Below are 26,736 nucleotides of genomic sequence, written 5' to 3'. Positions count from 1 at the left end.
CTCGACGGCTCGCACGGGGAATGATCACCGTACCGGCGTCGCCCCGTCCCGAACAGCCCTCTCAGGCGTCGATCGGGAAGCTCCCGAACCGTGCCGGGCCCGCGGGCCGGTAGGTGTGGATCGAGATGCCGCTGGGGGTCTCCCGCGCTTCGGTCCGCTCGAAGGCGGTCGGCAGCCCGCCCTGCGGGAAGAGACGGTCGCCCCGGCCCAGCACCACCGGGTAGACGAGGAGGTTGTACTCGTCGATCAGGCCGTGGGCCATCAGGGACCGGGCGAGCGCGCCGCTGCCGTGGATCTGGAGCTCGCCGCCCTCCGTGTGCTCCTTGAGGCGGGCGATCTCCTCGGTGACTTCGGTGGAGATGACGGTCGTGTCGTGCCAATCGGGCGATTCGAGGGTGGTCGAGACGACGTGCTTGGGGAGCGCGTTGAGGCGGCTCGCCACCAGGTGGCCGGGGTCGGTCACCCTGGGCCAGTACGCGGCGAAGATGTCGTACGTGCGGCGGCCCAGGAGGAAGGCCGCCGCACGTCCGAACAGCTCGTTGATGAAAGACATCATGTCTTCGTCCGCGAACGGCACGGTCCAGCCGCCGTACTCGAATCCGCCGCTGCGGTCCTCGTCGGGGGCGCCCGGTGCCTGCATGACACCGTCGAGCGACAGGAATGTGGTGAGAGTCAGTTTCGTCATGGTCCTTCTCCTGTTGCGGTCGGGGGGGGCGTCCTTCTCTTCCGACCCCGCCGCCGCCCGGAACTCATCGGTCCGGCCCTGGGCGGAGCCCCGCGTCGGCGCCCGATTCCCGCCGGTGGCGGCCGGCCGGAAGGACTTTTCTCGTCCGTACGGAGCGCACGACGCATGTCGAGGCGCCCGAGGAAACATCACCGACCTGCGAGGACTCCATCATGAGCAACACCGTCACCGACACGGCCCGGGCCACGCTCGTCACCGGGGGCAGCCGGGTGCATCGGCGCCGCTGCCGCCCTGCGGCTCGCCCGGGACGGCGTCGATGCGGCACTGACATACGTACAGGACGAGGCGGCCGCGCCGGCGGTCGTCGAGGAGGTCCGCTCGTACGGCCGGCGCGGCATCGCCCTGCGGGCGGACTCGGCCGGCCCGGAGGCGGTCCCGGCGGCGTGCGACGTCACCGGGAGCGCGGGGTGACCTCCGCCATCCGGGACCAACCCTCGCCCGGCACCTCGACGTTGATGATCTCCGGGGTCTCGGCGACGAGATCCGCCATCAGGTCCATGGCCGAGGCGAAGTGCTCGGACTTCACATGGGCCTCGCCGGCCTCGGGGGAGGCGAAGGCTTCCAGCAGGACGAACTGGTCGGGGTTCTCGACGCTGTACGACCACTCGAAGAAGACGTTGCCCGGCTCCTGCCGGGTGGCGAGGGTGAAGGGCTCGACGGCCGGGAGCCAGTTGTCGCGCTCTTCGCTGCGGACGGTGAACTTGACGGCGATGAAGATCATGCGCCAAGGGTCGCATATGCCCTGGACGAGGACGCATCGGGCACACCCGGACGGCGTCGGACCCGGTCCCGGACTCCTCGTCCGGACCGAGGTCCGATGCATGTGGAAGCCGAGGGCTGTCCCGTGATGCCCGGTGGATCGGCGCGCGGCGTCGGATGCGGTACGCCGAAAGGCGGAGGGAGGTCCGCGCACCGGCCGCATTCGGGCGTTTCGACAACGCGGCGAGGTGCCGCAACTGTCGTCGTGCAGCTCGCCGGTGATTACGGGACAGCCCTCAGGGCTCGCAGAGAATTGACTTGTCTGCTCTGGGACCTTACGTCCCAGGTAAGCACGATGCTCGCGCGCAGGTTGTATATCTGCGAGCCCTCAGCCTCCCAGCTCGCGGTGGCGGGCCGTCAGCCGTGCGGCGCCTTCCTCGGTCGGTGAGCCGAACAGCCGCAGCCGGGAGATTCCGCCGTCCGGGAAGATGTCGATCCGGACGTGCGTGGCCCGGACCGCCTCCGGCAGGACGAAGCGGTGGTCGGTGTCGGGCTGCAGCCGGGTCCGGGGCAGCACCTCGGTCCAGTCGCCGCTCTCGCCGTCACGAGCGGAAAGGCTCGCCCAGCCCGCCGCATTGCCTTTCAGATACGCGGTGTCGATCTCGACGGCGCGGATCTCCGCCTGCTCGACGAGCCGGTAGCGGATCCAGTCGTTGCCCCGGTCGCGCCTGCGGCGGGTCTCCCAGCCGTCGTCCATCTTGCGGGACCGGCCGGGCTGGATGGTGTTGGTGGCCGGGGAGTAGAAGCGGTCGGAGGCGTCCTCCACCGTGCCGCCGTTCTCCAGGGCGACCAGGTCGAAGGTGCCGAGGGCGGCCAGCCAGGCGGGGTCGGGGGTGACCTCGCCGTACACCCGCAGGCGGGCTATTCCGCCGTCGGGGTGCTGGTTGACCCGCAGATGGGTGACCCGCTGCTCGGCCGCGATCACGAAGCCGTTGGCCGCGTGTCCGCCAACGGGCGTACGGGGTACGAGCGTTGTCCACTCGACCTCGGGCGCGAGGAGTTCCTCGGGCGACGGGGAGCCGGGCACACAGGCTGCCTCGACGGAGACCGCCTGCGGGTAGTTGCCGCGGAAGTGGGCGGTGTCGACGACGATGCCGCGGACGATTCCGGGCGCGCCGAGCCGTACCAGCGCCCAGTCGTGGTCCTCGTCGGCCGGGTGCGGCACGTCCGCGCTCGCGCCGCGTCGGCGGCGGGTCTCCCAGCCGTCCATGATCTTGCCCTTGTGGCCGAAGCGCTCGGGGTCGAACTCGGCGGGCTCCGGCCTCAGCAGGTTCTCGCGCTCGGCGAAGAACTCGTCGTTGGCGGCGATCACGCCCGCGCCGAGCCGCCGGTCGGCGAGGTCGACGAGGCCGGTGAAGGGGAAATCCGCGGTGCGGTAGTCGGCGTACGGGTCGCCGCCGCCGTACGGGTTCGCGTCACCGGTGAAGCGCTCGGTCGCCGTCATGGTCACTGGTTCCTTTCGAGGAGTCGGCCGGTGGGTCCGGCGACCGCGCCGTCGGCCGCGATCCGTTCGCCGCGCAGCCATGTCGACCTCACGACGCCGTGCAGGGTCTTTCCGGCGTACGCGGTGACCTGGTTGCGGTGGAAGAGTTCGGCGGGGTCGACGGTGAACGTGTCGTCGGGGGCGAGCACGGCGAAGTCCGCGTCCCGGCCGGCCTCGATGGCACCCTTCCGGGTGAGCCCGGCCAGTTCGGCGGGGGCGGCCGACATCCAACGGGCGAGGTCGCCGAGCGAGTGTCCGCGCCTCCTGGCCTCGGTCCAGATGGCGGGCAGTCCGAGCTGGAGGGAGGAGATCCCGCCCCAGGCGGAGGCGAAGTCCGGCGTCTTGAGGTCGGTGGTGCACGGCGAGTGGTCGGAGACGATGCAGTCGATCGTCCCGTCGGCCAGCCCCTCCCACAGCCTGTCCTGGTTGGCGGCCTCGCGGATCGGCGGGCAGCACTTGAACTCCGTGGCGCCGTCCGGGACCTCCTCGGCGGTGAGGGTGAGGAAGTGCGGGCAGGACTCCACCGTGATCCGTACGCCTTCGCGCTTGGCTGCCGCGATCATCGGCAGGGCGTCGCCGGAGGACAGATGAAGGACGTGGACGCGGGCGTTCAGCCGCCTGGCGTGCGCGATCAGGCCCTCGATCGCGGTGTTCTCGGCGTCGCGCGGCCGGGAGGCGAGGAAGTCGGCGTACGCGGGGCCGCTGCGCTGCGGGGCGGAGGCCAGGTGGCGCGGGTCCTCGGCGTGCACGATCAGCAGCCCGCCGAATCCGGCGATCTCCGCCATGGAGCGGGCCAGCTGCTCCTGGCCGAGCTCCGGGAACTCCTCCACGCCGGAGGGCGAGAGGAAGCACTTGAAGCCGAACACCCCGGCCTCGTGCAGCGGCCGCAGGTCCTTGACGTTGGACGGGATCGCACCGCCCCAGAAGCCGGTGTCGATGTGCGCCTTGGGGGCGGCCACCTGCTGCTTGGTGCGCAGGTGGCCGACGGTGGTGGTCGGCGGGAGGGAGTTGAGCGGCATGTCGAGCAGGGTGGTGATGCCGCCGGCCGCCGCCGCGCGGGTGGCGGTGAAGAAGCCTTCCCACTCCGTGCGGCCCGGGTCGTTCACATGGACATGTGTGTCGACGAGTCCGGGCAGCAGGACGTCGTCGCCGAAGTCCACGAGCCGGGCACCGGCCGGCACCTCGGTGTCGTACGGCAGGACGGCGTCGATCCTCCCGCCGGCAACGGCGACCGCTGCGGGGTGCGTCCCGTCCGGGGTGACCACACGCGTCGAGCGCAATACCAGCCTCACGTCCGCACCGGACACCCGTGCTCCTCACTTCGGACTTTCGAACGCCGACGAATTCAACGAACTGTTGAAGGAGTCTTCACTCGGGATTCGGACCCGTCAAGACCTCACTCTCCTCGCCGGACAACCGCCGGGCCACCCCGCGCCCACGACTGGAGATTTCCACAAAGTAAAAGACACATTTTGAACAGCGGAACTTAACATGGGACCGGTACGCCCCCCGCAGAACTGCCCCGCCGACAGCCGGCACCCGGACAAACGTGCTCTGACCGGCCAGGACGCCGCACCCGGAGCTGTGCGCCGACCGGGAACCGCCCGGTAGGCTGCTGGGTGCCTCGCCGGGCGGGGCACCAGCTCTTCCGCCTCGAAAGGACCGTTGACGTGCCGCCGTCCCACGCCAGCACATCCGACTCCAAGCCCGCCGCGCCCAGCGGTGGTGTGCAGTCCCTTGAGCGTGCCTTCGATCTGCTGGAGCGGATGGCGGACGCCGGGGGTGAGGTCGGGCTGAGCGAACTCTCCGCGAGCAGCGGGCTCCCGCTGCCGACCATTCACCGTCTGATGCGCACGCTGGTGCTCTGCGGATATGTGCGCCAGCAGCCCAACCGGCGCTACGCGCTGGGCCCGCGGCTGATCCGGCTCGGCGAGTCCGCGTCCCGGCTCCTGGGAACCTGGGCCCGCCCCTACCTCGCCCGCCTGGTCGAGGAGACCGGCGAGACCGCGAACATGGCACTGCTCGACGGCGACGAGATCGTGTACGTGGCGCAGGTGCCGTCCAAGCACTCGATGCGCATGTTCACCGAGGTGGGCCGCCGGGTGCTGCCGCACTCCACCGGGGTCGGCAAGGCGCTGCTGGCGCACACGCCCCCGGAGGAGGTACGCGCCCTGCTCGCCCGTACCGGCATGCCCGCCGCCACCGAGAAGACGATCACCACTCCCGACGGCTTCCTCGAAGCGCTGGAGCAGGTCCGCCGGGCCGGCTACGCGGTCGACGACAACGAGCAGGAGATCGGGGTCCGCTGCCTGGCCGTCCCCGTCCCCGACTCCCCCACCTCGGCGGCGATCTCGATCTCCGGTCCGGCGGGCCGGGTGACGGACGCGGCGACCGAGCGGATCGTGCCGATCCTCCAGCAGGCCGCGAAGGAACTCTCCGACGCGCTGGCGAGCAGCGGCTCCACCGGCTGAGACAACGCGAGAGGGGGTGGGTGGCGCCCGGCCACCCACCCCCTCTCCCCTTCTCAGACCGGTTCGGCCGCCGTCAGACGGCCGTCGTCCATCCGGACCGTGCAGTCCACCCGGTCCAGATGGGTCCGGTCGTGGGTGACCAGCACCGTCGCCGTCGAGCGTTCCCGGGTCAGCGTGACCAGCAGGTCCAGCACCGCGGCGCCCCGCTCGTGATCGAGCGCGCTGGTCGGCTCGTCGACCAGCAGCACCGCCGGGTCGTTCATCAGGGCCCGCGCGATGTTGATCCGCTGGCGCTGTCCGCCCGACAGCTGGTGCGGTCTGCGTCCGGCATGGTCCGCCAGGCCGACCGCGTCCAGCAGTTCCAGCGCCCGGCCGCGGGCTCCGCGTACCGCGCCGCCCGAGAGGTGGGTCATCACCTGGAGCTGTTCGGCCGCAGTGAGCGACGGCAGCAGGTTGGGCTGCTGGAATACGATGCCGATCTGCTCGCGGCGCAGCTGCGCCTGTTGCGCGCGGCCCAGGCCCGTGGTGTCCGTACCGGCGACGACCACCCGGCCCTCGTCCGGGGTGACCAGGGTCGCGGCCACCGCCAGCAGGCTGGACTTGCCGGAGCCGGAGGGGCCGACGACCGCGGTGAGCGTCCCGGCGGGCACGTCCAGCGAGATCCGGTCGAGGGCGGTGAGCCGGCCGTCGCCGTCCGGGTAGGTGAGGGTGACGTCGGCGAGGGTGAGGGTCATCGGGCACTCCCGAGTGCGGTGAGCGGGTCGACGGCGGTGATCCGCCGGATGGACAGGGCCGCCCCGAGCGCACCGAGGACGATCATGATGGCCGCCGGGACCAGGACGGTCGCCGCGTCGAGGACGAACGGCACGGCCCCGCCGCTGATCAGGGCTCCGAGCCCGGAGGCGAGCGCGGTGCCCAGGCCCGTACCGATGGCCAGCATCACGACGGCCTGTCCGAGCGCGTCGCGCAGCAGATACGGGGTGGAGGCGCCGAGCGCCTTGAGTACGGCGACGTCGCCGCTGCGCTGGATCGTCCAGACGGTGAAGAAGGCACCGATGACCAGGGCGGAGATGGCGAACAGGAAGCCGCGCATCAGCTGGAGCGAGCTGTTCTCGGCCTGGTAGGAGCCGATGGCGGTGAGCGAGTCGGCGAGGGAGAGCGTGCTGGTGCCGGCCGCCTTGTCGCCCGCGCCGAGATCGGCGCCGTCGGTGGTGGTCAGGGCGATCACGGTGGCGTGCCGGGCCCGGCCCTCCCCGTCGCCGCCGAACCGCTGCCAGTCGTCGAGCGAGGTCCACACGACGGGCGTGTGGCTGTACGAGGCGTCCCCCGCGACGGCCGCGACGGTGACCTCGGTGGAGCCGATCCGCAGCCGGTCGCCTGCTCCGGCCGCGAGGTCCTCGGCGGCCTGGGCGGACAGCACCACCTTCCCCGGGCCGACCCGCGCGCCGCCGGTGGGCGCCAGGCCTCCGTCGGGCTCGACCCCGAAGGCGGACACCGCGGCGGTGTGCCCGCCCCGGACGGCGGCGGCGTTGAGCGTACGGATGCCGAGCGGTTCCGCACCGCTCACATCGGGCCGCTCCGCCCAGCTCCGCCAGGCGCTCTCCTCGACGACCGAGTCGGTGAAGGACACCGACCGGCCGTCGGGCGGGGCGGCGAACGCCAGGTGGTCGGCGTTCAGCCCGGTGACGGCCGAGGTGTTCTCCCGGGCCAGACCGGCGGTGAGCCCGGACAACAGGCCCACGAGCAGCGTGATCAGCACCACGACCGAGCCCATGAGCGCGAACCGGCCCTTGGCGAACCGGAGATCTCTCCATGCGACGAACATGCTCCCAGCCTCGTCGGCGCGGCCGCCGGAAACATCGCCCGGCGGTGGGGCCCGACATCAACCTTTCGATTGACCGGCCCCCGCCGGCCCGCGTCTACGCTGGATGAATCATGGATACCCGCGCCCACCCCCCGGTCAGCGCCGCACTGCGGCTGTGTCTGCACGCGCTGCTGGTCGGGCTGCTCGCCCTCGCGGCGGTACGGGCCATTGCCGACGACACGCACCCCAGGGCCGTCGTCGTGGTCAGCAGCGTGATGGCCGCCCTGTACGCGGCGGGTGCGCTCGCCCCCGCCGTGCAGCCGCGCACCCGCGCCGCCGCGCTGTGGCTCGCGGCGCTCGGCGCCGTATGGCTGACGCTGCTCGTCCTGTCGCCGGACAGCCTGTGGGTGGCCTTCCCGCTCTACTTCCTGCAACTGCATCTGCTGCCGACGCGCTGGGCCCTGCCGGCCGTCGCCGCCACCGCCCTCGCCGCCATCGCGGGCTTCGTGCTGCACGGCCAGGCCATCAACCCGGGCACCTTCATCGGGCCGCTGCTCGGGGCGGCGGTCGCGGTCGCGACGGTCCTCGGGTACGAGGCGCTGTCCCGGGAGAACGAACGGCGCCGGGAGCTCATCGAGGAGCTGATGTCGACCCGGGCGGAGCTGGCCGAGGCGGAACGCGCCGCGGGCACGCTGGCCGAGCGCGAGCGGCTGGCCCGCGAGATCCACGACACGCTGGCACAAGGTCTGTCCAGCATCCAGCTGCTGCTGCGCGCCGCCGAACGCACCCTGGACTCCGACGCCCTCGCCACCGCACACGTCCGCCGGGCCCGCGAGGCCGCCCAGGACAATCTCGCGGAGGCCCGCCGCTTCGTGCGCGCCCTGTCGCCGCCGGACCTGGAGAACGGATCCCTGGCGGCGGCCCTGGAGCGCCTCTCGTCCCGCACGACCGGCCCCGGTCTCACGGTGCAGTTCGCGGTGAGCGGCACGCCGGTGGAACTGCCCACCCCGTACGAGGTGGCGCTGCTGCGTACCGCCCAGTCGGCGCTGGCCAACACGGTGCGGCACGCCGGGGCCCGGCGCGCGGAGATCACCCTCAGCTTCATGGGCACCTCGGTGTCGCTGGACGTGGTCGACGACGGCTGCGGTTTCACCCCGGGCGCCGGCCCGGTCGTCGCGGACCGGGAGACCGGGGGCTTCGGACTGCCCGCGATGCGTGCGCGGGCCCGTTCGCTGGGCGGCACCCTCAGCGTCGAGTCGGCCCCCGGTCAGGGCGCCGCAGTCGCCCTCACGCTTCCCCTCCCGATCCCCGATGGCCGGCCAGGACAGGACGCCGCATGACCACCCCCGCCAACACCCCCATCAGGCTGCTGCTCGCCGACGACCATCCGGTGGTACGGGCAGGGCTGCGGGCCGTGCTCGACTCCGAACCCGGCTTCCAAGTGGTCGCCGAGGCGGCCACCGCCGAACGGGCCGTCGCGCTCGCCGCGACCGGCGGCTTCGACGTCGTCCTGATGGACCTGCAGTTCGGCGCGGGCATGCACGGCTCCCAGGCGACCGCCGCCATCACAGCCGAGCCGGACGCGCCCCGGGTCCTGATCCTCACCACGTACGACTCGGACGCCGACATCCTGGCCGCGGTCGAGGCGGGCGCCGCCGGCTATCTGCTCAAGGACGCCCCGCCGGAGGAGCTGGCGGCGGCGGTACGCACGGCCGCGGCCGGCCGCTCGGCGCTCGCACCGGCTGTCGCCCACCGGCTGATGGACCGCATGCGGACACCCGCGGAGGCCCTGACCAAGCGCGAGCTGGAGGTCCTGCAACTGGTCGGCGAGGGGCTGTCGAACCTCCAGATCAGCAAGCGGCTCTTCCTCAGCCAGGCGACCGTGAAGTCCCACCTGGTGCACATCTACGCCAAGCTGGGTGTGGACTCCCGCACCTCGGCGGTCGCGGCGGCGACGGCCCGCAGGCTGATCCGCCGCTGAATCCGGCCTCTGTGCCGCCGTTCAGCCGCGCGGCGGCTCGCCGAAGAGATCGACGGCGACTCGTACGTCCCTGAGCGCGGGGGCCAGGGCGCTCACCGAGCCGATCGCCCCCGCGATCAGCAGCAGCGAACGGCGCAGGCGCGGAATCTCGGGCACACCGCCCGCCGCCATCTCGTTCAGTGCGGCCAGTTCGTCCTCGGCGATCCCCCGGTCCGGGAATTCGCCCGGATGTCCCGCCAGCTCGCGGCGGAGCCGGGCGACGGCCGTGCGCAGCTCGGTCACCCTCGGATCCTCACCACTGCTGGTCACTCGCGTCTGTCCCACGCTTCGCAACAAAGCACTCCCCCTCGCACATCCTTGTGCCAGTGTTCCGACCGGTCCCCCACACCGTGGCCAAGTGTCCGGACGTGCGCGCAAGTTAACGCCATGACAGGCGTCGAGCGCCACTCCGCAGACAAGATTCGGAGGCTCCCGTACGGGTGATGTGTGTGTAGCGCGGTGGACGCCACTGCCGCTCGCACCTCTTCCGCTTGCTCGAGCGAAGGGTGCGTTTCCGGGGGCCGCTGGGGTATCCAGGCCGCATGACTCCGACAACACCCACCCCCGAGGTCGCCGGACTGCTGCTCGCCGCGGGCGGGGGACGGCGGCTCGGCGGCCGCCCCAAGGCACTGCTCGAACACCATGGCCGGCCACTGGTCGAACACGCGGTGGGGGTGCTGCGGGACGGCGGCTGCGGTCCCGTCCATGTGGTCCTGGGCGCCGCCGCGGACGAGGTCCGGGCCCGTGCCGACCTCGGCGGGTGCACGGTGACCGTCAACCCCGGCTGGACCGAGGGCATGGGCTCGTCGCTGCGGGCCGGGCTCGAGGCGCTGGCCGGCACGGGGGCGGACGCGGCGCTCGTCCTCCTGGTCGACCAGCCCGGCATCGGCGCCCGAGCGGTGGCGCGGGTGCGTTCGGCGTACCGCTCCCCGACCGGGATCGCGGCCGCCGCGTACGGCGGGGAACGCGGCCATCCGGTGCTGTTCGGGGCCGGCCTGTGGGCGGAGGTCGCGGCGGAGGCGGTGGGCGACCAGGGCGCCCGCGCGTATCTGCGGGCGCACCGCGATGCGATCACGCTCGTCGAATGTTCCGATGTGGCTCAGGCGTACGACATCGACACGGTGGAGGACCTGAAGCACCTCGGGTGACCTGACCGGCAGGCTGCGCCGGCAACGCGCCACTTCTGTCGACCCGAGAATCTCGACATCAACAAAGCATTGAACTTCCACCATGAGGAAACTACTATCCACTGGCCAGAAGCCCTCTGCACCTCAGGCGGCGTCCACACCCGTATCCCGGAGCCCAGGCACGCCGTGCCGTTCCAGGCGACCCGGCGGCCGTGAGACGCCACCCCGCACCGCCCGCTGAAGGAGTGACAGCTCATGTCCGCACCGGCGCCGTCCCCGCTGGCCATCGTCGATGCCGAGCCCCTGCCCCGGCAGGACGAGGTCCTCAACCACGCGGCCCTCGCATTCGTGGCCGAGCTGCACCGGCAGTTCACGCCCCGCCGTGACGAGCTGCTCGCCCGCCGCGCCGAGCGCCGCGCCGAGATCGCCCGTACGTCCACACTGGACTTCCTGCCCGAGACGGCAGCGATCCGCGCGGACGACTCCTGGAAGGTCGCCCCGGCCCCGGCCGCGCTGAACGACCGCCGGGTGGAGATCACCGGTCCGACCGACCGCAAGATGACCATCAACGCCCTGAACTCGGGCGCGAAGGTCTGGCTCGCCGACTTCGAGGACGCGTCCTCCCCCACGTGGGAGAACGTCGTCCTCGGCCAGCTCAACCTGATCGACGCATACACCCGCAACATCGACTTCACCGACCCCGGGTCCGGCAAGTCGTACGCCCTGAAGCCCGCCGAGGAGCTCGCCACCGTCGTCACCCGTCCCCGCGGCTGGCACCTGGACGAGCGTCACCTCCGGCTCGACGGCACCCCGGTGCCCGGCGCGCTGGTCGACTTCGGCCTCTACTTCTTCCACAACGCCCAGCGCCTCATCGACCTCGGCAAGGGCCCGTACTTCTATCTCCCGAAGACGGAGTCGCACCTGGAGGCCCGCCTCTGGAACGACATCTTCGTCTTCGCGCAGGACTATGTCGGCATCCCGCGGGGCACGGTCCGCGCGACCGTCCTGATCGAGACGATCACCGCCGCGTACGAGATGGAGGAGATCCTCTACGAGCTCCGAGACCACGCCTCCGGACTGAACGCGGGACGCTGGGACTACCTCTTCTCCATCGTCAAGAACTTCCGCGACGCCGGCTCCGAGTTCGTCCTGCCGGACCGCAACGCGGTGACGATGACCGCCCCGTTCATGCGGGCGTACACCGAACTCCTCGTGCGCACCTGCCACAAGCGCGGCGCGCACGCCATCGGCGGGATGGCCGCCTTCATCCCGTCCCGCCGCGACGCCGAGGTCAACAGGATCGCCTTCGAGAAGGTCAAGGCCGACAAGGACCGCGAGGCCCACGACGGCTTCGACGGCTCCTGGGTCGCCCACCCGGACCTGGTCCCGATCGCCATGGCCTCGTTCGACGCGGTCCTGGGTGAGAGGCCGAACCAGAAGGAGCGCCTGCGCGAGGACGTCTCGGTGGCCGCCGGCGACCTGATCGCCATCGACACCCTGGACGCCAGGCCCACCTACGAGGGCCTGCGCAATGCCGTCGCGGTCGGCATCCGCTACATCGAGGCCTGGCTGCGCGGCCTGGGCGCGGTCGCCATCTTCAACCTGATGGAGGACGCCGCCACCGCGGAGATCTCCCGCTCGCAGATCTGGCAGTGGATCAACGCGGACGTGGTCTTCGAGAACGGCGAGCACGCCACGGCCGAGCTGGCCCGCAAGGTCGCCACCGAGGAACTCGCCGCGATCCGCGCCGAGATCGGTGACGAGGCGTTCGCCGCCGGCAAGTGGCAGCAGGCCCACGACCTCCTGCTCCAGGTCTCCCTGAACCAGGACTACGCGGACTTCCTGACGCTGCCCGCGTACGAGCAACTGGGCTGATCCCCCGCACCTCGGACCGGAACGCCTTGCCCCCGGCACCGCACAGCGCCGGGGGCAGGCATGTGGCCGTCAGGCGGTCGCCGCCTCCATGTCCGCCTTGACGGCCGACTCGTCCAGCGCGGTGAGCACGGCCTCGGGGTCGCCGCCCCTCATCACCGCCTGCGCCACATCGGTGCGGATCATGCCCCTGACGGCGGGCCAGGAGCGCATGTTGACCGGTGCGAACTGGGCGTTCGCCAGCTGCTCGATGAACGGCGACAGAGGCTGCTCATCGGGCTTCCCGGTCGCCGCGTCGGAGGCGGAGTACGTCACGGGCAGCGCGGACTGGCTGCCGCCGTAGGTCAGGGCGGACTTCCCGCTGTAGAGGAACGAGAGGAAGGTGCCGCACTCCTTGCGGTGGTCGTTGCGCCGGAACGCCATCAGCCAGTCGCTGATCCCCACCGGAGGGGCGTCCCCGCCGTCCTTCGTGGGGAACGCGGCGTGCGCATAAGGGATTTTGGCCTGATCGGCTGCGCCCATCAGCATCGGGTGGGCGATCATCATGCCGATCTCGCCCCGCAGGAACTGGGCGTAGGCGTCGGTCCGGTTGAGCTTCGTGGGGTCGGCACCGGCCAGCCCCCCGGCGACCAACTCGTCCCGCAGCCAGGTCAGAGCCTCGACGTTCTCCGGCTTCACGAAGTCGTACTCCCCGACCTCCCCCGTGTAGCCGCCGCCGGCCGCGAGCAGCCAGGACAGCGCCTCGTCCTCGGCCGCCTCGGGTCCGAACTGGAGCCCGTACGGCGTCTTCACGCCGATCGCCTTCAGCGCCTGGGCGGCCGCCCGCAACTCGTCCCACGACGTGGGGGCATCACTGACGCGGGCCCGCCGGAAGAGCTCCTTGTTGCAGAAGAGCCGGGGCGTGCTGGCCAGGAAGGGAATTCCATACGTGACGCTGTCGACCGTGCCCGCCTCGATGAAGGACCGGATGAAGTCGGCCTGGGTGGCGATGTCGAACAGCTGGCTCATGTCGTAGAGACGGCCGTCCTCGGCGTACGGCGCGAAGACGTTCGACTGCGCGATGTCGGGCGCCCGGCCCTCCTCGACCCGCTGGGCGAGCGTCTTGTCGATCTTGGTGTAGGGAACCCGCTCCAGCTCGATCCTGATCCCGGCGTGCTGCTTCTCGAAAGCGGCGACGACGTCGTCCCACTGGTCGCTGAGCGAAGCGCCGATGCTCTTGTCGTAACTGGCCACGAGCAGACGGAGCTTCACATCCTTGCTCGTCGAGCAGCCGGTGAGCCCGAGCGCGGCCGTGGTGCCGGCGAGGCCGGCCGTCTGAAGAAGGAACTGCCGCCGACGCACCGCTCTTGCCACCTCTTGCTAATCCAGCACATGCACTTGTGGCAGATTCTGCCATATCGTCAGTCAGTGCCCATGCGGCTGTCCGGGGGCGAAGTGCCTCCAGGGCATACCCTGATCCGCATGCAAGGTGGTTCGTTGACGGAGCGCCGCAAGGCCGCGACCCGACTGGATATCGCCCGTACGGCGGCGGCGCTCTTCGTGGAGCGCGGCCTGCGGGGCACACGCGCCGAGGACATCGCGCGGGCCGCGGGCGTCGCCCCGCGCACCTTCTACCGCTATTTCGCGACCAAGGAGGAGGCCATTGCCCCGCTGCTCGCCGTCGGCGCCCGGCAGTGGGTCGAGGCCGTACGTGACGCCCCGAGCGCCCTGCAGGTGCCGGACGCACTGCGGCACGCGGCAGCGTGCGCGCTGACCCCGGCGCCCGGTGACACTGCGGCCTCGGAGTCCCTGGAGTGGGTGCGGTCGCTGCTGAGGATGGCGGCGGACAGCCCGGCCCTCCAGTCGGTGTGGAACGCCGCGTGCCACGACGCGGACGCCACCCTGGCAGGGGTGCTCGCTGCGCGCACCGGGCTCCCGGACGGGGTGGGCTCGCTGGAGATCCGGCTGATGGCCGGGGTCGCCGGCGCGGCGGTGCGGGCCGCGGTGGAGACCTGGGCGGCCGGCGACGCCCCGGCAACGGGACCCCAGGGGCCGGCCGCCCTGGCGGAACGCTGCCTGACCTTGGCGGAAGGCGCGCTGCGGGGCGTCTGATCCCGGATGCCGTACGACCGGCTCGCGAGGCCCGGCAGCGCTCCGCGAACCGGCCGGCCGTCCCGGGCCCGCTGTTTCAGGCCGGTGCCCACTGTGTCGCACGGTGCGGGGCCGCCGACAAGAGGGTGGAGCGGAACCTTCCGCAATATGCCGATGTGTGTCGGCCGTTCGGCCCCGGGTGCCGTACCGTCGGCTGATGCTGTGCATACGAGGTGTAGTGCTGCCCGAGCGTGAGGAACGCACGTTCTGGATCGACGGCGAGGTGCTCCGCGCGGGCCCTCCGCCCGGCGGGCTCACGGGCCGGGATACGGAGACGGTCGTCGACGGCGGCTGGCTGCTGCCCGGTCTCGTCGACGTGCACACGCATCCGGGCGCGTCGGCGCCGGATGCGCCCTTCGACGAGGACTTGCTGCGCAGGCAGCTGGGCGAGCACCGGGACGCAGGGGTGCTCGCGGTGCGCACCCCCGGCACCGCGCAGCGGATGCCCGCGTGGGTGGCGAAGGACCCGGAGCTGCCGCATGTGACGTCGGCGGGGCGGTGGCTGGCCACACCCGGCCGGTTCTTCCCCGGTTTCGGACGCGATGTGAGCGAGGCCGAGTTGGCACGGGCGGCCGTGGAGGAGGCGACCGCATCGTCCGGGTGGTGCAAGGTCATCGGTGACTGGGCCGCCGATGAACCCGCCCTGCCGCTGCCGCTGTTGACCTCGGTGGTGGCGGCGGTGCACGCGGCGGGCGGGAAGGTGGCGGTGCACTGCCAGACCGCCGAGGGCAGCCGCAATGCCGTACTGGCGGGCGCCGACAGCCTGGAGCACGGCATGCATCTGGACCCGGCCCTGCTGGACCGGATGGCCGCGCAGGGCACGGCGTTCGTTCCCACGCTGAGCGTCTTCGGCGCGAAGGAGGGCGCGATGCGGGCACGGGAGCCGGGCGTGCGCCGTGATCTGTGGCTGGCCGGCTGGGACGCCATGCTCGACAATGTGCGCGCGGCCCACGAGGCGCGGGTGACGGTGTTGGCGGGGACGGACTCCTTCCCTTGCGGGACGGTCGCGGGCGAGATGGAATGGCTGGTACGGGCCGGTCTGCCGGCCCACGAAGCACTCGGCGCCGCGTCCTGGACGGCACGGGCCTGGCTCGGTCTGCCGGGCCTCGTGGACGGCGCACCGGCCGATGTCGTCGCGTACGCCACCGACCCGACGCTGGACCCGGGCGCGCTGAATCACCCGAGCCGGATCGTGCTCCGGGGACGCGTCGTCCGGTGAGCGATGCGTGTGGTGGACAAGGCGCGCGGTGAGGGCCAGGTCAGGTCCTCTCAGGTCAGTATTCGGGCCGCCTCGCGTGCCTGTTCCCGCAGCCGTTCGTCAGCCGGGGTCATCGCCGGCCCCAGGCCCGAGGCCCGCACCCGGAGGTCCCGTTCGGCCAGGGCGGTCAGACGGCGGTGATGGTCCGGGCCGAGGGCAGCGGGCCCGAGTGCGACAAGGGCGTCCAGCGCGGTGACCGCGTCGTCGTCCTGCTCCGCGGCCTCCAGAAGCAGCGCGGCGGTGCGGGGGCCGTCCAGGGACTCGGGCGCGATCGAGCGGAGGGCGACCACCACCGACGGAACCTGCACCCGGTCGTCGAGCAGCCCCTCCAGCGCGGGAACCAGCGGCCGGGCCGCTTCGCCGATGCGGGCCGCCGCCCCCGCGGCACGGCCGAGCGTCCAGCGCATCCACGTCGGCTCCGCCTCCGCGAGCACACCGGCCAGCACCGGCACCGCTTCCTCCGGGTCACCGGTGATCCGCCACAGCGCCACGGCGATCTCCACGTCGGCGTCCAGCTGCGGGGAGTTGCGCGCGCCCTCGGCACCGCTGAGCGCGGACCGCAGCGCGGGCACCAGCCCGGCCGCCTCCGGGCCGAGCTCCGCGGCGAGCCGCGCGGCCTCCTGCACCTCGCGGTCGCCGGGCGCGAGCCGGTCGGCGACCGCCGCCAGCAGCGGGCCCGTCTCGCCGGTCAGCTCGCGCACCGCCACCGCCGCGGCGAGCCGGCCGTCCACCGGGCCGGTGCGGGCCGCGGCGGTCAGGAGCTCCGCAGTCGCCTCCCGGTGCTCCGGCGGGCAGATCGCGGCCAGCGCCTTCGGCACGGCCTTCGGGGCACCGGGCAGCGCGGACCGCAGCTCGGGCAGGGCAGCCGACGCCCGGCTCCCCCACGCGCCGAGCAGCAGGGCGAGCCGGACGACCTCTCCGGTGTCGAGGCCGTCCGCACCCAGCCGGGCACGGATCGCGTCCAGCAACGCAGCGTCGTACGGGAACGATGCACCGGCCGCGCCTGCGCCCGGGAAGCCGCACGCCGCGCCGAGCGCGCGTGGGCGCCGCCCCAGCTCACGGGCCAGCAGCGGCGCGGCCCGGTCGGGGGCCACGGCGACGAGCGCCTCCAGTGCGCGGTCCGCCGGGTCGCCCTCGCCCCCGGCGAGGGCGACCAGCACCTCAACAGCCGCCGCGGCCCGTGTGCCCAGCTTCGCGAGCAGCGAGTACGCCGAGGGCATACAGGCCGGGTCGGCGGTCAGCGCCTCCACGGCCCCGGCCAACCGCTCCGGCGCGCTGCGCGACAGCAGGCAGGCCGTCTCGGCCGCCCACAGCGCCTCCGTCCGTGCCTCGGGGACCGCACTGCGCAGGGCGGCATCGAGCAGGGTGTACGCGGCATCGCGGTCCGCGTCGGTGTCGCGGCGCAGCAGCGTCTCGACGACGTAGTGCAGCGGTTCGTTGCGCTCCAGGTCCAGCCGGCCCTCGACGAGGTCGTTCGCGGGCAGGAGGGACAGCATCGCCTCGTGGAGCGCGGGCCCCCAGGGCAGTCCGCCGTCCACGCAGGCCAGCAGTGCTGCGATCCGCACCTCGCCGGGCTCGTGCGCGCCGATGGCCGCGGTCGCGTCGGCGGCCGTACCCGGCGGGTCCAGATGCGCCATGGCGCCGAGGAGTTCGGCCCGTACCCGGGGATCCGTCTCGGTCTTCCCGCGCAGGCGGAGCACCGGCAGTACCTTTTCGGCCGCGCCGGTCATCGCGGCGGACCAGGCCGCGGCCCGCCGGAGCCCCGGATCATCGGCGTCGGCCTTCGCGAGAATCAGCGGCAGTTGGCCGACGACAGCCGCCCGGCAGGCCGCTTCGTCGCTGTCGCCCTCGTCCGCCCCGCCCTCGGCTATCCCGCCGAGCAGCACCAGCAGGTCCTCCGTGTGGTACCCAGCCGTGGCGAGCCGCGCGAGGTAGGGAACGGCGTGGGCCGTGGCCCCGTAGACCGAGCCCTGGTGCAGGATGCTGCCGTACAGCTCGGAGATCGCCTCGGACGCGGCCTCCTCGCTCTCCCCGACGAGCGCCCGCAGGCAGTCGGGGACGTCGGCCGCGCTCCCGTAGGCATGGTGGAGATCCGCCCACGGCTGGGCGTCGACGTCGGCGAAGAACCGGGTGAGATCCATGCAGCGGATCATGGCACCCGGCTCTGACAACGCCCACGCCGCCTGCCTTCGGCCGGCCCCGGACAGGCTTCGGCCCTACCCGGACGGGCTTGGGCCGGCCCTCAGCCGGTGAAGAAGTCCGTGACCTCGTGGGCGACCTGGTCGGGGTGGATCTCGTGCACCCGGTGGCCGCCCCCGATGGTGATCAGCCGGCAGTCCGGAATGAGCGAGGCCATGTCCGGCAACCTCCCCTGCGGCATGGTGGATTCCGGGCCGCCCGAGATGATCAGCGTCGGTGCGACGATCTCGCCGAGTCCGGCCGCCCACGCCGGGTCGGGGTCGGTCATCTCGGCCCGGATCGGAGCGACGACGGCCAGGTCGTACTCCACCGGCCCTTCCGGCGCGGCAGCCGGCTTCGGCTCGCTCGGGAACGGCGGCGGGGTCTCCACCAGTACCAGTCGCTCCACCCGGTCCGCGTGTTCCTGGGCGAGCAGATGGGCGACGACACCGCCCATGGAATGGCCGACCAGGCCGACCCGGTCGAGCTCGCACTCGTCCAGGAAGCCGAGTACGTCGTCCCGCATCAGCTCGCAGGAGCACTCGTCCGGCCAGTCGCTCCCGCCGTGGCCGCGCAGGTCGAGGGCGTACACCCGCCACTCCTCGCCGAGCAGGGCGGCGGCCGCCTCCCAGCTCGCGGCGGAGCCGCCGAGGCCGTGCAGCAGGACCACGGGAGAGCCGAACGGGTCGCCCCAGGTCCGGTACGCCAGCCGTACGTCACCGACATCCACTACAGACTGATCTTCCATGCCCATGACGCTACAGGCGCGTGGGCGCCCGGCACGCATCCAGCGGCGCCTACCGCCTCCGGTCCGGTCAAACCCGTGATCGGTGGGCGCGGGAAGCATCCGCCCCGCTGCCGCGCACGCCGGTGCGCACACCATATGACCTGCGCTTTCACTGCTGCTCGAAGTCCGGTCAGGACCCGTGACCCGTCGGTCGGCGACCCCGTTGGGGCTGGCGGACGGCTCACGCCGACGTGGGCCGGATCACGGAGGAGAAATTCGCATGATGAAGAAGATGATGCTGGCCGCGATGGTGCTGACCGCCGGTCTCGGGCTGGCCGTGAGCCCCGCCGCCCAGGCCGCGCAGAGCCCCGCCGCCGCACAGGCCGCGAAGGCGCCCGCGGCGGTCTGCACCGTCAACGACAACGGGGTGAACTTCCGCGGCGGACCGGGTGCCAATTACCCGGTCCTGGGTCAGGTGAACCGGGGTCAGAACCTCGACGCCCGTGGCCAGCAGGGCGAATGGATCATGGGTGACCTGTGGGGCGGACGCACGGGCGTCTGGATCCACGTGGCCTACCTCAACTGCTGAGGCCGCGCCACTCGTCGCGGACCCGTGTCCGTCCCGTACCGGCCCCGCATCGCGCGTTCCGCGGTGCGGGGCTGCCGCGTTGCGGGAAACTCCTCAACTCCCCGGTGCCGGAGGGGTGTACGGCCCTCTTCGACTCTGATAGGAAAGCTTCCTAACAGACCGATGCTACGAAGAACTCCCCTTGGAGGACTGGTGCACGCTCCCCATAAGCGCGCCGCACGTCGCAGTAACCGCTCCGTGCGCATCACGGTCATCGCGGTCGGACTGGCCCTCACGGCGATTCCCGTCGCCGCCTACGCCGGTAGCCCCACCCACCAGGCGGCACAGCAGCCGGCGGCAGCGGCCCCGAAGGCCGCCGCCGCGACCGGGCTGGACGATCCGGCGAAGAAGGAGATCGCCATGCAACTGGTCTCCAGCGCCGAGAACTCCTCCCTCGACTGGAAGTCCCAGTACAAGTACATCGAGGACATCGACGACGACCGCGGCTACACCGCGGGCATCATCGGTTTCTGCTCCGGCACGGGCGACATGCTCGACCTCGTCGAGCTGTACACCGAGCGCAAGCCCGGCAACGTCCTCGCGAAGTACCTCCCCGCGCTGCGCAAGGTCAACGGCACGCCCTCGCACAGCGGTCTCGACCCGAACTTCACCAAGGACTGGGTGAAGGCCGCGTCCGACTCGGCGTTCCGGCAGGCGCAGAACGACGAGCGGGACCGGGTGTACTTCAACCCGGCCGTCAAGCGGGGCAAGGCCGACGGCATCGGCACGCTGGGCCAGTTCGCGTACTACGACGCCATCGTCATGCACGGCGACGGCGACGACAGCACCAGCTTCAGCTCCATCCGCAAGCGGGCCCTCTCCAAGGCGAAGCCGCCGTCCCAGGGCGGCAACGAGGTCACGTACCTCAACGCCTTCCTCGACGCCCGCGTCTGGGCGATGAAGCAGGAGGAGGCCCACGAGGACACCAGCCGGGTGGACACCGCCCAGCGGGTCTTCCTCAAGAAGGGCAATCTGAATCTGGACCCGCCGCTCGACTGGAGGGTGTACGGCGACAGCTACCACATCGGCTGACGCACCGGACGGCACCGCCGCGGCGCGTACGGCGCCCCCGCGAGGGGCACCGTACGCGCCACAGCGCCGTACCGGGCCGGGCCGGGCCGGACCGGACCGGGTCAGTGCGCGGCACCGGTCGCCCCCGCAGTCGTGGACCCCGCTCGGGTCCACGGCGTCCGGCCGAGGGCCGTCCCCCTCGGCCGACCGGTTCCGGGGGTGCCGGGGAGCGTCAGGCTCCTGCGGCGATCCGTGCGAGGCGGCGGGCCTCGTCGCGGGTGGCGCGGGCGATGGCGTCCTCGTCCGCGGTGATCAGGTGGTTGTCCTCGACGACCGGCCTGCCGTTGACGAGGGAGAGGGTGACGGGGGCCGCCGCGCCGAAGACGAGGGCGGTCACCGGGTCGGCGATGGAGGCGTGGGCGAGGGTGTCGAGCTTCCAGAGCACCAGGTCGGCGAGCTTGCCGCGTTCCAGGGAGCCGATCTGGTCGGCGCGGCCGAGCACCTGGGCGCCGCCGTACGTTCCCAGGCGCAGGGCCTGACGTGCGTTCAGGGCCTTCTCGCGGTGGGCGCCGAGGCGGTTGATGAGGAGAGCGTTGCGCAGTTCGGTGTGGAGTTCGCCGGACTCGTTGGAGGCGGTGCCGTCGACACCGAGGCCGACCGGGACGCCTGCCGCGAGCATGTCGGGGACCCGGGCGATGCCCGCGGCAAGCCGGGCGTTGGACGAGGGACAGTGCGCGACGCCGGTTCCGGTACGGGCGAACGCGGCAATGTCGGAGTCGTTCATGTGGACGCAGTGCGCCATCCACACGTCTTCGCCGAGCCAGCCGGTGGACTCGAAGTAGTCGGTCGGCCCCATCCCGAACAGCTCGTGGCAGAACTTCTCCTCCTCGACCGTCTCCGAGCCGTGGGTGTGCATGCGCACCCCCTTGCGGCGGGCCAGCTCGGCGCCCTGTCGCAGCAGTTCCGTGGAGATGGAGAACGGGGAGCAGGGTGCGACGGCGACCTGGGTCATCGAGTCGAACGACGCGTCGTGGTGTGCGTCGATGGTCGCCTCGGTGCCGGCGAGCGCGCCGTTGAGGGTCTCCACCGCGAAGTCCGGCGGCAGTCCGCCGTCCTTGACACTGCGGTCCATGGACCCGCGGGCGAGGGTGAACCGTACGCCCATGTCGCGGGCGGCCCCGACGACGGCGCCGGACAGATCGCCGGATCCCTGCGGGTAGACGTAGTGGTGGTCCATGGCGGTGGTGACGCCGCCGCGGGCCATCATGGCGAGCGAGCCCTGGGCGGCGGCCCGGACCATCGGCTCGTCGATGCGCGCCCACGTCGGGTAGAGGGCGACCAGCCAGTCGAACAGGTTGTGGTCGGTGGCCAGGCCGCGGGTGATCCACTGGTAGAAATGGTGGTGCGTATTGACCAGGCCGGGGGTGACCAGGTGCCCGGTGCCGTCGATGCGGCGTACGACGTTCTCCAGGCCCTCGGGGGCCCGGCCTGCGCCGAGGCACTCGATCCTGTTGCCGGCGACGACGAGGTGGCCGCAGGCGTACTCGGTGTCGTGGGCGTCGACCGTGGCGATGGCCACGTTCTCGATGACGATGCGGGATACGGGGTCTGCCGAAGGTGCCATGGTGCTTCCTTCCGGGATGAGTGGCGATGCGGGCGCGGCAGGACCCTAGTGTTCCGAAAGTCCCGCCTGGCCGGGAACGCCCGGCACTTCCCCAAGCTCTCGGCTTCGCTCGAGCAGGGGAGACCCCATTGCTCGCCGCGTTGTCGGTCGTCGGCGCAGCCCGCTGCGCCCTCCTCCCTCCGGTGTGGCGCGTCCCCGCCGACTGCGGGCGGCGGGGATGCGCGCCCCGCGTCAGAGGTTGGTCATGTCGACCGGGATGTGCGGCTCGCAGCCGTCGCGCAGGATGGTGGCCTCGATCAGGCCGTAGGGGCGGTCGGCGGCGTAGTACACGGCGCCGTCCTTGGCTTCGTTCTCCAGGCCGAAGGCGGAGAGGTCCTGTCGGAAGTGGTGCTTGTTGGGGGCGGAGAAACGGATCTCGTCGATCTCGCTGCGGTTGTTGATGACCCGCGAACCCATCTGGTACAGCGTCTGCTGGAGCGAGAGCGAGTACGTCTCCACGAACGCGTGCAGGATGTGCTTCTTGACCTGCGCGTAGGACTTCTCCCACTGCGGCATGCGCTGCTCGCCGGATGTCCAGTTGTGCCGCCACCACGTCGACAGGGACGTGGCGAGGATCCGGTCGTAGTCCTCCTGGAGCGTCGTGTACTTGTCCTTGATGTAGCCCCAGAACTCGGAGTTCGTGGTGTTCATCAGGGTCAGGTCCTTGAGCCCGGACAGGACTTCGAACTTCTCGCCGTCGTACGTGATCTGCGCGAGGCGGGTCTCCTGCCCCTTGCGGACGAAGGAGTGCTTGACCTCGTCGGCGCCGATGGACTCGGAGTTGCCCTCGGAGCCGGCGATGCGCTCCCAGGCGTACTCCTCGATGCGGATGCGCGCGCGGTGGATCGAGGGCTGGCTGTCCACGAAGTGCCGGGCGAGGTGGATGCCGTACTGCTCGGCCGACTCGATGCCGAATTCCTTGGCGAACGCGAAGCAGGTGTTCTTCGTGGTGTCCGTCGGAAGGCAGTTGGCGTTCGAGCCGTTGTAGTGGACGTCGTCCAGGTCGCCGGAGAGTGCGACGGAGACGTTCAGGTCCTTGATGTGATGGGTGTCGCCGTCCCTCGTGATCTTTACGACGCGGTTCTCCGCTTTGCCGTACTGGTTCTGGCCGAGAATCGTGGGCATGTCTGCTAGCTCCCTCGGTATACGGAGTAGCCGAACGGGTTGAGCAGCAGCGGCACGTGATAGTGCTCGCCCGGCAGGACGGCGAAGGTGATCGCCACTTCAGGGAAGAACGCACCGCTGTCCCTTGCGCGGGGGGCGTCCTGCTGCGCCTCGGCTTGCTTCTTGGCTGCGAAGTACGCCTCGGTCTCGAAGCCGAGGCGTACATGGGTGGTGCCCTCCGGCAGCGCCGGCAGGTCCTTGCATCGACCGTCCGCGTCGGTGGCGGATCCGCCGAGCGGTGCCCAGGGCGCGTCGGCGCCACTGCGGGCGGCGAGCGTGATGGCGACGGCCGCGGCGGGGCGGCCGATGCTGGTGTCCAGGATGTGGGTGGACACCGATGCGGTGGTGTCGGTACTCAAGACCGTCACTCTCCTTCGGTCACGAGACGGGTCAGCCGGATGCGGTTGATCTTGCCCAGCTCGGTGCGCGCGATCCCGCGCTCCTGCTCGGGCGAGTTCCCGATCCGGGACTTCACCGCGTCGCGCATCTGCTCACCGGTGGCTCCGGTGGCGCAGATCAGGAAGACATGTCCGAACCGCTCCTGGTAGGCCAGGTTCAGTTCGAGCATCTCGGCCTTGAGTTCCTCGGTGGCGCCCGCCATCCCCCGCTGTTCGCGGAGGGAGGCCGCGTCTCCGGGCTTCGGGCGGCCTATCGGCGGGTGACCGGCCATCGCGTCGGCCAGATCCTCCCGGGCCAGTGCGGCCGTGGCGGCGTCACTGGTACGAAGGAGGGCTTCCGCGGTGACGTACGGGCGTCGGGAGAGGATCACTCTTCCCCATGCCGCACTGGCACACACCTCGTGCAACACGGCGGTGGCCTCGTCGTCCGCCAGGGTGTTGAACCGGGCGAGGCCCGGCGTGGAGCTCGAAGTCACGGGGAGCCTCCGTGGCTGTTTTCGCTGTGCGTTCTTCGCTTCGCGTCGGTCGGGCTGCGGATAGCTAACGCCCTCCACAACACCGCGTCAACACTTTGTTGAAATTACGCGAACGCAGAAAGCCGCCGCCCGGCTCCCCGGACGACGGCCCTGCGCGGTCTTCCACCGCGTTCGCTCGACTACGGCCTCAACTACTCACCTTTGGTGGCATTTTCCCTGTTCAGGTAGTTGTAGACGGTGAAGCGGCTGACTCCCAGCGCGCCCGCCACCGTCTCCACACCGTGCCGCACCGAGAAGGCACCACGTGCCTCCAGGGCCCGCACCACCGACTGCTTGGCCCTGCGGTCCAGTTCGGCGAGCGGCATCCCGTGCCGGCGCTCCAGGGCGGCCAGAATGTGATCGAGCGACTCCGAGAGCTGGGGCAGCCGTACGGCTATGACGTCCTCGCCCTCCCAGGCCAGTACGACGTCGTCGGGCTGGGCCTGCTCGGGCCCCAGCAGCTCGGCACCCATGGCGTCGACGAGCGGCTTGACCGCCGTGACGAGCGGATGGTCGGCCGGTTCGGTCACTTGGCGTCCTCCCCGATCACATTGACCTGGAGGGACACTCGGGTGGCACCCGATGCCAGGGCCCGGCGGAGCAACGAGTCCACCGCGATGAGCACCGCGTCCGCGCCGCCCTCCGCCGTGTTGCCGAAGGGGCCGACGTCCACGGCGTCCAGGTCGGCCGACTGGATGACCTCGCGAGCCACGACCGCGTGGGCGGGCGCCTCGTCGAGATCGAAGGGCTCGGTGGTGAACTCCACTCTCAAGCGCACTGTGCCTCCCTCATGCGTTCACCGCGCGGCTGTGAGGCCCGCGGCTCGGGCCCGACCCTAACGGAGACGGGCGGGGCGGTCCGGCGCCGGATCCGAGCGCGCGCCCGGCCGGTGCGGGTCAGGCCGCCGTCGCGGGCGTCGATCCGGAAGGAGGTCACCGTGCTCGACCTCCGGCGCGGCCCCCGGGGACCGTCGGGCGCCGGGCGGCGCGGGGGCCGTCGACAGGGCGGCGCCGGCGAGCAGCGCGCCGAGGACGCCGCGACCCCGGCCATGATCCGCCGGACACGCCCTGGTGCGCGCGCCGGTCCACGAAGTGCGCCAAGACCCTCCCCCGGACCTCCCGCTTGGTGGACGATGAGGGTCTGGAGCGGAGCCGGAGGGTGATACATGGTGGAGTCGGTGCCGGTGCGCTGTCCGGCCTGCGGCCGCGACCACGCGTACCGCCCGTCGGCCTACCCCTGCCCGTGCGGAGCGCCGACCGCCCCGCCCGTGCTGCGCGGCGCCCCGGCCGTCCCGATCACCCACCGCACCTGGAACGACGACTGGGTGGCGGTGTGCTGCCCCGCCTGCGGGCGGCTGGATCAGTGGCCGCAGCCGGAGCTGTGCTGCCCTTGCGGTACGGTGCTGCGCATCCCGGTCCGGCCGGCGGCGGCCGACGGCGCCCCCGCACCCGAGGACCGCACCCCGCCCGCCGGCCCCACGCACATCCCGCTGCCGCGCACGGCCCCGGCGCCCCGGACCGCGTTCCGCGCCGTCGCCATCCGCGGTGCGGGCGACGCGCTCGCGACCGCGGCCCGTTATCTGAGCTGGCTGGGCTACCGGGACGTGGTGCGGCCGCCGGAGCCCGCGCCCGACCGGATCGACCTGCGGGCCGCCGGGTTGGTGGCCCAGGTCGACACGGTCACCCGCCCGACCACCCTGCGCGATGTCGAGTGCCTCTGGCTGCACGCGCTCAGCGCATCGGCCACCGGCGTCTTCTTCTCGCTCCCGGGGTACGCGCCGGAGGCCACGGCGCGCGCGGACGGCCTGGGCATGCCGCTCTTCGTGCTGGACCCGGCGGGAACGCCGCGGCCGGTCAACAGCCCTGCCGACGAGCTGCTCAGCACCGGGGCCTGAGCCGTGTCCCGGGGCGACATACTGGCCGTATGCGCATCCGTACCGCCCGTCGCACCGACCTTCCGATGCTCCAGGGCATCGAGCGTGCCGCCGGCGAACCGTTCCGCACCCTCGGCATGTCCGCGATCGCGGACGACGATCCGCCGCCGCTCGGCCTGCTGGAGGAGTACCGCCGGGCCGGCCGCGCCTGGGTGGCCGCGGACCCCGAGGACCACCCGGTCGGCTATCTGATCGCGGACCGGGTCGACGGGGCGGCCCACATCGAACAGGTCTCCGTGCATCCGTCCGCCGCACGGCGCGGCGTGGGAAGCACGCTGATCGACCACCTCGCCGGCTGGGCCGGCGAGCAGGGTCTGGGCGCGCTCACGCTCACGACCTTCTCCCACGTCCCCTGGAACGCGCCGTACTACGCCCGCCTCGGCTTCCGCACGCTCGCCGAATCCGAACTCACCGACGGGCTGCGGAAGATCAGGGCGCAGGAGGCCGAACACGGCCTGGACCACTGGCCGAGGGTCTGCATGCGACGCGAAACCCCGCACACCGGTCACCCCCGGCAGCTCACCGGAGCCGACCGGCAACAGTGAGTGCAATCGGTCACGTTGGGGCCAGGGGGCCACAAATGTTCGGCCACTGTCAGTGGCGGGCCTTAAGGTTGTGCCCATGGCATTAACTCCACGGCATACCCCATCCGCCAACCGGCCGCGCACCTCCCGGCCGGCACCCTCGTCCGCCGCCCGCGCGAACGAGGCGATACGGGCGCTCGTGGACGCGCGCGCGGGCCAGGACTGGTCCTCGGTGGAGTCCGCCGCCTACGAGGTACTGCTGATCGAATGGGCGGCCGCGACCCGGGGCGTCAGCGGCGACATCATCGAGGCCGCCTGACGACGCC

Annotated in this window: 28 protein-coding genes; 12 read left to right on the top strand and 16 right to left on the bottom strand. The window is 71.9% G+C overall.

Features of this window, described 5'->3' with window-relative positions; all coding sequences use genetic code 11:
• Positions 1-61: 61 nt before the first annotated feature.
• From ACWCQ6_RS07480 to allB, 4 genes are all read right to left on the bottom strand, one after another.
• Positions 62-685: a dihydrofolate reductase family protein gene (locus tag ACWCQ6_RS07480; protein WP_451086408.1), complete on the bottom strand. Its 624-nt coding sequence runs from the start codon at positions 683-685 to the stop codon at positions 62-64.
• Between the two features lie 451 nt (positions 686-1,136).
• Positions 1,137-1,466, bottom strand: coding sequence for a putative quinol monooxygenase (locus ACWCQ6_RS07475; RefSeq protein WP_072486142.1), 330 nt, complete (start codon positions 1,464-1,466; stop codon positions 1,137-1,139).
• Positions 1,467-1,832: 366 nt separating this feature from the next.
• Entirely contained in the window at positions 1,833-2,948 is a 1,116-nt protein-coding gene (alc, locus tag ACWCQ6_RS07470; protein ID WP_451086406.1) for an allantoicase, read from the bottom strand.
• A 2-nt stretch (positions 2,949-2,950) separates the two neighbouring features.
• Positions 2,951-4,294 carry an allantoinase AllB gene (gene allB, locus ACWCQ6_RS07465; protein ID WP_451086404.1) on the bottom strand — a complete coding sequence of 448 codons (1,344 nt, stop codon included), beginning with the start codon at positions 4,292-4,294 and terminating at the stop codon, positions 2,951-2,953.
• 363 nt (positions 4,295-4,657) lie between these two features.
• On the opposite strand from allB, the gene ACWCQ6_RS07460 reads away from it, so the two are divergent.
• Entirely contained in the window at positions 4,658-5,458 is an 801-nt protein-coding gene (locus ACWCQ6_RS07460; protein ID WP_451086402.1) for an IclR family transcriptional regulator, read from the top strand.
• Positions 5,459-5,511: 53 nt separating this feature from the next.
• Here ACWCQ6_RS07460 and ACWCQ6_RS07455 read toward each other — a convergent pair whose 3' ends face one another.
• Together ACWCQ6_RS07455 and ACWCQ6_RS07450 are read right to left on the bottom strand one after the other, a co-directional pair.
• The gene (locus ACWCQ6_RS07455) at positions 5,512-6,192 is read right to left on the bottom strand and encodes an ABC transporter ATP-binding protein (RefSeq protein ID WP_451086400.1); all 681 of its coding nucleotides are present in this window, start codon (positions 6,190-6,192) and stop codon (positions 5,512-5,514) included.
• A complete protein-coding gene (locus tag ACWCQ6_RS07450) occupies positions 6,189-7,283 on the bottom strand; it encodes an ABC transporter permease (RefSeq protein WP_451086398.1) in 1,095 nt (364 codons plus the stop codon). Before ACWCQ6_RS07450 ends, ACWCQ6_RS07455 begins: the two co-directional genes overlap by 4 nt.
• 110 nt (positions 7,284-7,393) lie before the next feature.
• On the opposite strand from ACWCQ6_RS07450, the gene ACWCQ6_RS07445 reads away from it, so the two are divergent.
• Positions 7,394-8,602, top strand: a complete 1,209-nt coding sequence (locus tag ACWCQ6_RS07445; RefSeq protein WP_451086396.1) for a sensor histidine kinase — start codon at positions 7,394-7,396, stop codon at positions 8,600-8,602.
• Entirely contained in the window at positions 8,599-9,243 is a 645-nt protein-coding gene (locus tag ACWCQ6_RS07440; RefSeq protein WP_451086394.1) for a response regulator, read from the top strand. The genes ACWCQ6_RS07445 and ACWCQ6_RS07440 overlap by 4 nt, the downstream gene beginning before the upstream one ends.
• 21 nt (positions 9,244-9,264) lie before the next feature.
• Here ACWCQ6_RS07440 and ACWCQ6_RS07435 read toward each other — a convergent pair whose 3' ends face one another.
• Positions 9,265-9,567 (bottom strand): DUF5955 family protein, encoded by a 303-nt coding sequence (locus ACWCQ6_RS07435; protein WP_451086392.1) that lies wholly within the window; start codon positions 9,565-9,567, stop codon positions 9,265-9,267.
• Between the two features lie 257 nt (positions 9,568-9,824).
• On the opposite strand from ACWCQ6_RS07435, the gene ACWCQ6_RS07430 reads away from it, so the two are divergent.
• Both ACWCQ6_RS07430 and aceB read left to right on the top strand, forming a co-directional pair.
• Positions 9,825-10,430: a nucleotidyltransferase family protein gene (locus ACWCQ6_RS07430; protein ID WP_451086390.1), complete on the top strand. Its 606-nt coding sequence runs from the start codon at positions 9,825-9,827 to the stop codon at positions 10,428-10,430.
• Between the two features lie 234 nt (positions 10,431-10,664).
• Positions 10,665-12,284 carry a malate synthase A gene (gene aceB, locus ACWCQ6_RS07425; RefSeq protein WP_451086388.1) on the top strand — a complete coding sequence of 540 codons (1,620 nt, stop codon included), beginning with the start codon at positions 10,665-10,667 and terminating at the stop codon, positions 12,282-12,284.
• 69 nt (positions 12,285-12,353) lie between these two features.
• Here the strand turns inward: aceB and ACWCQ6_RS07420 are convergent, their stop codons facing one another.
• Positions 12,354-13,622: an ABC transporter substrate-binding protein gene (locus ACWCQ6_RS07420; RefSeq protein WP_451086386.1), complete on the bottom strand. Its 1,269-nt coding sequence runs from the start codon at positions 13,620-13,622 to the stop codon at positions 12,354-12,356.
• A gap of 120 nt (positions 13,623-13,742) precedes the next feature.
• On the opposite strand from ACWCQ6_RS07420, the gene ACWCQ6_RS07415 reads away from it, so the two are divergent.
• Together ACWCQ6_RS07415 and ACWCQ6_RS07410 are read left to right on the top strand one after the other, a co-directional pair.
• Positions 13,743-14,372: a TetR/AcrR family transcriptional regulator gene (locus ACWCQ6_RS07415; RefSeq protein ID WP_451086384.1), complete on the top strand. Its 630-nt coding sequence runs from the start codon at positions 13,743-13,745 to the stop codon at positions 14,370-14,372.
• Positions 14,373-14,568: 196 nt separating this feature from the next.
• Positions 14,569-15,630: an amidohydrolase family protein gene (locus ACWCQ6_RS07410; RefSeq protein WP_451086382.1), complete on the top strand. Its 1,062-nt coding sequence runs from the start codon at positions 14,569-14,571 to the stop codon at positions 15,628-15,630.
• Between the two features lie 50 nt (positions 15,631-15,680).
• Here the strand turns inward: ACWCQ6_RS07410 and ACWCQ6_RS07405 are convergent, their stop codons facing one another.
• Both ACWCQ6_RS07405 and ACWCQ6_RS07400 read right to left on the bottom strand, forming a co-directional pair.
• Complete coding sequence (locus ACWCQ6_RS07405; RefSeq protein WP_451086380.1) at positions 15,681-17,810, bottom strand: hypothetical protein; 2,130 nt, start codon at positions 17,808-17,810, stop codon at positions 15,681-15,683.
• 101 nt (positions 17,811-17,911) lie between these two features.
• Positions 17,912-18,595: an alpha/beta fold hydrolase gene (locus tag ACWCQ6_RS07400; RefSeq protein WP_451086378.1), complete on the bottom strand. Its 684-nt coding sequence runs from the start codon at positions 18,593-18,595 to the stop codon at positions 17,912-17,914.
• A gap of 259 nt (positions 18,596-18,854) precedes the next feature.
• Between ACWCQ6_RS07400 and ACWCQ6_RS07395 the strand changes: the two genes are divergently transcribed.
• Both ACWCQ6_RS07395 and ACWCQ6_RS07390 read left to right on the top strand, forming a co-directional pair.
• Positions 18,855-19,163, top strand: coding sequence for an SH3 domain-containing protein (locus ACWCQ6_RS07395; RefSeq protein WP_451086376.1), 309 nt, complete (start codon positions 18,855-18,857; stop codon positions 19,161-19,163).
• Between the two features lie 192 nt (positions 19,164-19,355).
• On the top strand, positions 19,356-20,234 hold the full coding sequence (locus tag ACWCQ6_RS07390; RefSeq protein WP_451086374.1) for a chitosanase: 879 nt from the start codon (positions 19,356-19,358) through the stop codon (positions 20,232-20,234).
• A 211-nt stretch (positions 20,235-20,445) separates the two neighbouring features.
• Here ACWCQ6_RS07390 and ACWCQ6_RS07385 read toward each other — a convergent pair whose 3' ends face one another.
• The 6 genes from ACWCQ6_RS07385 to ACWCQ6_RS07360 all read right to left on the bottom strand — a co-directional run bounded on the left by ACWCQ6_RS07385 (position 20,446) and on the right by ACWCQ6_RS07360 (position 24,731).
• The gene (locus tag ACWCQ6_RS07385) at positions 20,446-21,837 is read right to left on the bottom strand and encodes an 8-oxoguanine deaminase (RefSeq protein ID WP_451086372.1); all 1,392 of its coding nucleotides are present in this window, start codon (positions 21,835-21,837) and stop codon (positions 20,446-20,448) included.
• A gap of 231 nt (positions 21,838-22,068) precedes the next feature.
• Positions 22,069-23,001, bottom strand: a complete 933-nt coding sequence (gene pucL, locus ACWCQ6_RS07380) for a factor-independent urate hydroxylase (RefSeq protein ID WP_451086370.1) — start codon at positions 22,999-23,001, stop codon at positions 22,069-22,071.
• A gap of 5 nt (positions 23,002-23,006) precedes the next feature.
• Positions 23,007-23,399 carry a hydroxyisourate hydrolase gene (uraH, locus tag ACWCQ6_RS07375; protein ID WP_451086368.1) on the bottom strand — a complete coding sequence of 131 codons (393 nt, stop codon included), beginning with the start codon at positions 23,397-23,399 and terminating at the stop codon, positions 23,007-23,009.
• Between the two features lie 5 nt (positions 23,400-23,404).
• Positions 23,405-23,914, bottom strand: a complete 510-nt coding sequence (gene uraD / locus ACWCQ6_RS07370; RefSeq protein WP_451086366.1) for a 2-oxo-4-hydroxy-4-carboxy-5-ureidoimidazoline decarboxylase — start codon at positions 23,912-23,914, stop codon at positions 23,405-23,407.
• 191 nt (positions 23,915-24,105) lie between these two features.
• The gene (locus ACWCQ6_RS07365) at positions 24,106-24,483 is read right to left on the bottom strand and encodes a helix-turn-helix domain-containing protein (protein ID WP_451086364.1); all 378 of its coding nucleotides are present in this window, start codon (positions 24,481-24,483) and stop codon (positions 24,106-24,108) included.
• The gene (locus ACWCQ6_RS07360; RefSeq protein WP_451086362.1) at positions 24,480-24,731 is read right to left on the bottom strand and encodes a hypothetical protein; all 252 of its coding nucleotides are present in this window, start codon (positions 24,729-24,731) and stop codon (positions 24,480-24,482) included. The genes ACWCQ6_RS07365 and ACWCQ6_RS07360 overlap by 4 nt, the downstream gene beginning before the upstream one ends.
• Before the next feature lie 390 nt (positions 24,732-25,121).
• On the opposite strand from ACWCQ6_RS07360, the gene ACWCQ6_RS07355 reads away from it, so the two are divergent.
• From ACWCQ6_RS07355 to ACWCQ6_RS07345, 3 genes are all read left to right on the top strand, one after another.
• A complete protein-coding gene (locus ACWCQ6_RS07355; protein WP_451086511.1) occupies positions 25,122-25,847 on the top strand; it encodes a hypothetical protein in 726 nt (241 codons plus the stop codon).
• 29 nt (positions 25,848-25,876) lie between these two features.
• The gene (locus ACWCQ6_RS07350) at positions 25,877-26,431 is read left to right on the top strand and encodes a GNAT family N-acetyltransferase (RefSeq protein ID WP_451086360.1); all 555 of its coding nucleotides are present in this window, start codon (positions 25,877-25,879) and stop codon (positions 26,429-26,431) included.
• Positions 26,432-26,507: 76 nt separating this feature from the next.
• On the top strand, positions 26,508-26,729 hold the full coding sequence (locus ACWCQ6_RS07345) for a hypothetical protein (RefSeq protein WP_451086358.1): 222 nt from the start codon (positions 26,508-26,510) through the stop codon (positions 26,727-26,729).
• Positions 26,730-26,736 lie beyond the last annotated feature (7 nt).

It is taken from the genome of Streptomyces sp. NPDC001880 (genome assembly GCF_053594575.1).
The sequence above is the reverse complement of the archived record's forward strand: the minus strand, read 5'-3'. Positions and strand labels throughout refer to the sequence as shown.

Bases quoted from the DNA above. Each gene is read 5' to 3' on its own strand.
- ACWCQ6_RS07480 (WP_451086408.1), bottom strand. From the start codon at position 685: ATGACGAAACTGACTCTCACCACATTCCTGTCGCTCGACGGTGTCATG.
- ACWCQ6_RS07475 (WP_072486142.1), bottom strand. From the start codon at position 1,466: ATGATCTTCATCGCCGTCAAGTTCACCGTCCGCAGCGAAGAGCGCGAC.
- alc (WP_451086406.1), bottom strand. From the start codon at position 2,948: ATGACGGCGACCGAGCGCTTCACCGGTGACGCGAACCCGTACGGCGGC.
- ACWCQ6_RS07455 (WP_451086400.1), bottom strand. From the start codon at position 6,192: ATGACCCTCACCCTCGCCGACGTCACCCTCACCTACCCGGACGGCGAC.
- ACWCQ6_RS07450 (WP_451086398.1), bottom strand. From the start codon at position 7,283: ATGTTCGTCGCATGGAGAGATCTCCGGTTCGCCAAGGGCCGGTTCGCG.
- ACWCQ6_RS07445 (WP_451086396.1), top strand. From the start codon at position 7,394: ATGGATACCCGCGCCCACCCCCCGGTCAGCGCCGCACTGCGGCTGTGT.
- ACWCQ6_RS07440 (WP_451086394.1), top strand. From the start codon at position 8,599: ATGACCACCCCCGCCAACACCCCCATCAGGCTGCTGCTCGCCGACGAC.
- ACWCQ6_RS07430 (WP_451086390.1), top strand. From the start codon at position 9,825: ATGACTCCGACAACACCCACCCCCGAGGTCGCCGGACTGCTGCTCGCC.
- aceB (WP_451086388.1), top strand. From the start codon at position 10,665: ATGTCCGCACCGGCGCCGTCCCCGCTGGCCATCGTCGATGCCGAGCCC.
- ACWCQ6_RS07415 (WP_451086384.1), top strand. From the start codon at position 13,743: ATGCAAGGTGGTTCGTTGACGGAGCGCCGCAAGGCCGCGACCCGACTG.
- ACWCQ6_RS07410 (WP_451086382.1), top strand. From the start codon at position 14,569: ATGCTGTGCATACGAGGTGTAGTGCTGCCCGAGCGTGAGGAACGCACG.
- ACWCQ6_RS07405 (WP_451086380.1), bottom strand. From the start codon at position 17,810: ATGGATCTCACCCGGTTCTTCGCCGACGTCGACGCCCAGCCGTGGGCG.
- ACWCQ6_RS07400 (WP_451086378.1), bottom strand. From the start codon at position 18,595: ATGGAAGATCAGTCTGTAGTGGATGTCGGTGACGTACGGCTGGCGTAC.
- ACWCQ6_RS07395 (WP_451086376.1), top strand. From the start codon at position 18,855: ATGATGAAGAAGATGATGCTGGCCGCGATGGTGCTGACCGCCGGTCTC.
- ACWCQ6_RS07385 (WP_451086372.1), bottom strand. From the start codon at position 21,837: ATGGCACCTTCGGCAGACCCCGTATCCCGCATCGTCATCGAGAACGTG.
- pucL (WP_451086370.1), bottom strand. From the start codon at position 23,001: ATGCCCACGATTCTCGGCCAGAACCAGTACGGCAAAGCGGAGAACCGC.
- ACWCQ6_RS07350 (WP_451086360.1), top strand. From the start codon at position 25,877: ATGCGCATCCGTACCGCCCGTCGCACCGACCTTCCGATGCTCCAGGGC.
- ACWCQ6_RS07345 (WP_451086358.1), top strand. From the start codon at position 26,508: ATGGCATTAACTCCACGGCATACCCCATCCGCCAACCGGCCGCGCACC.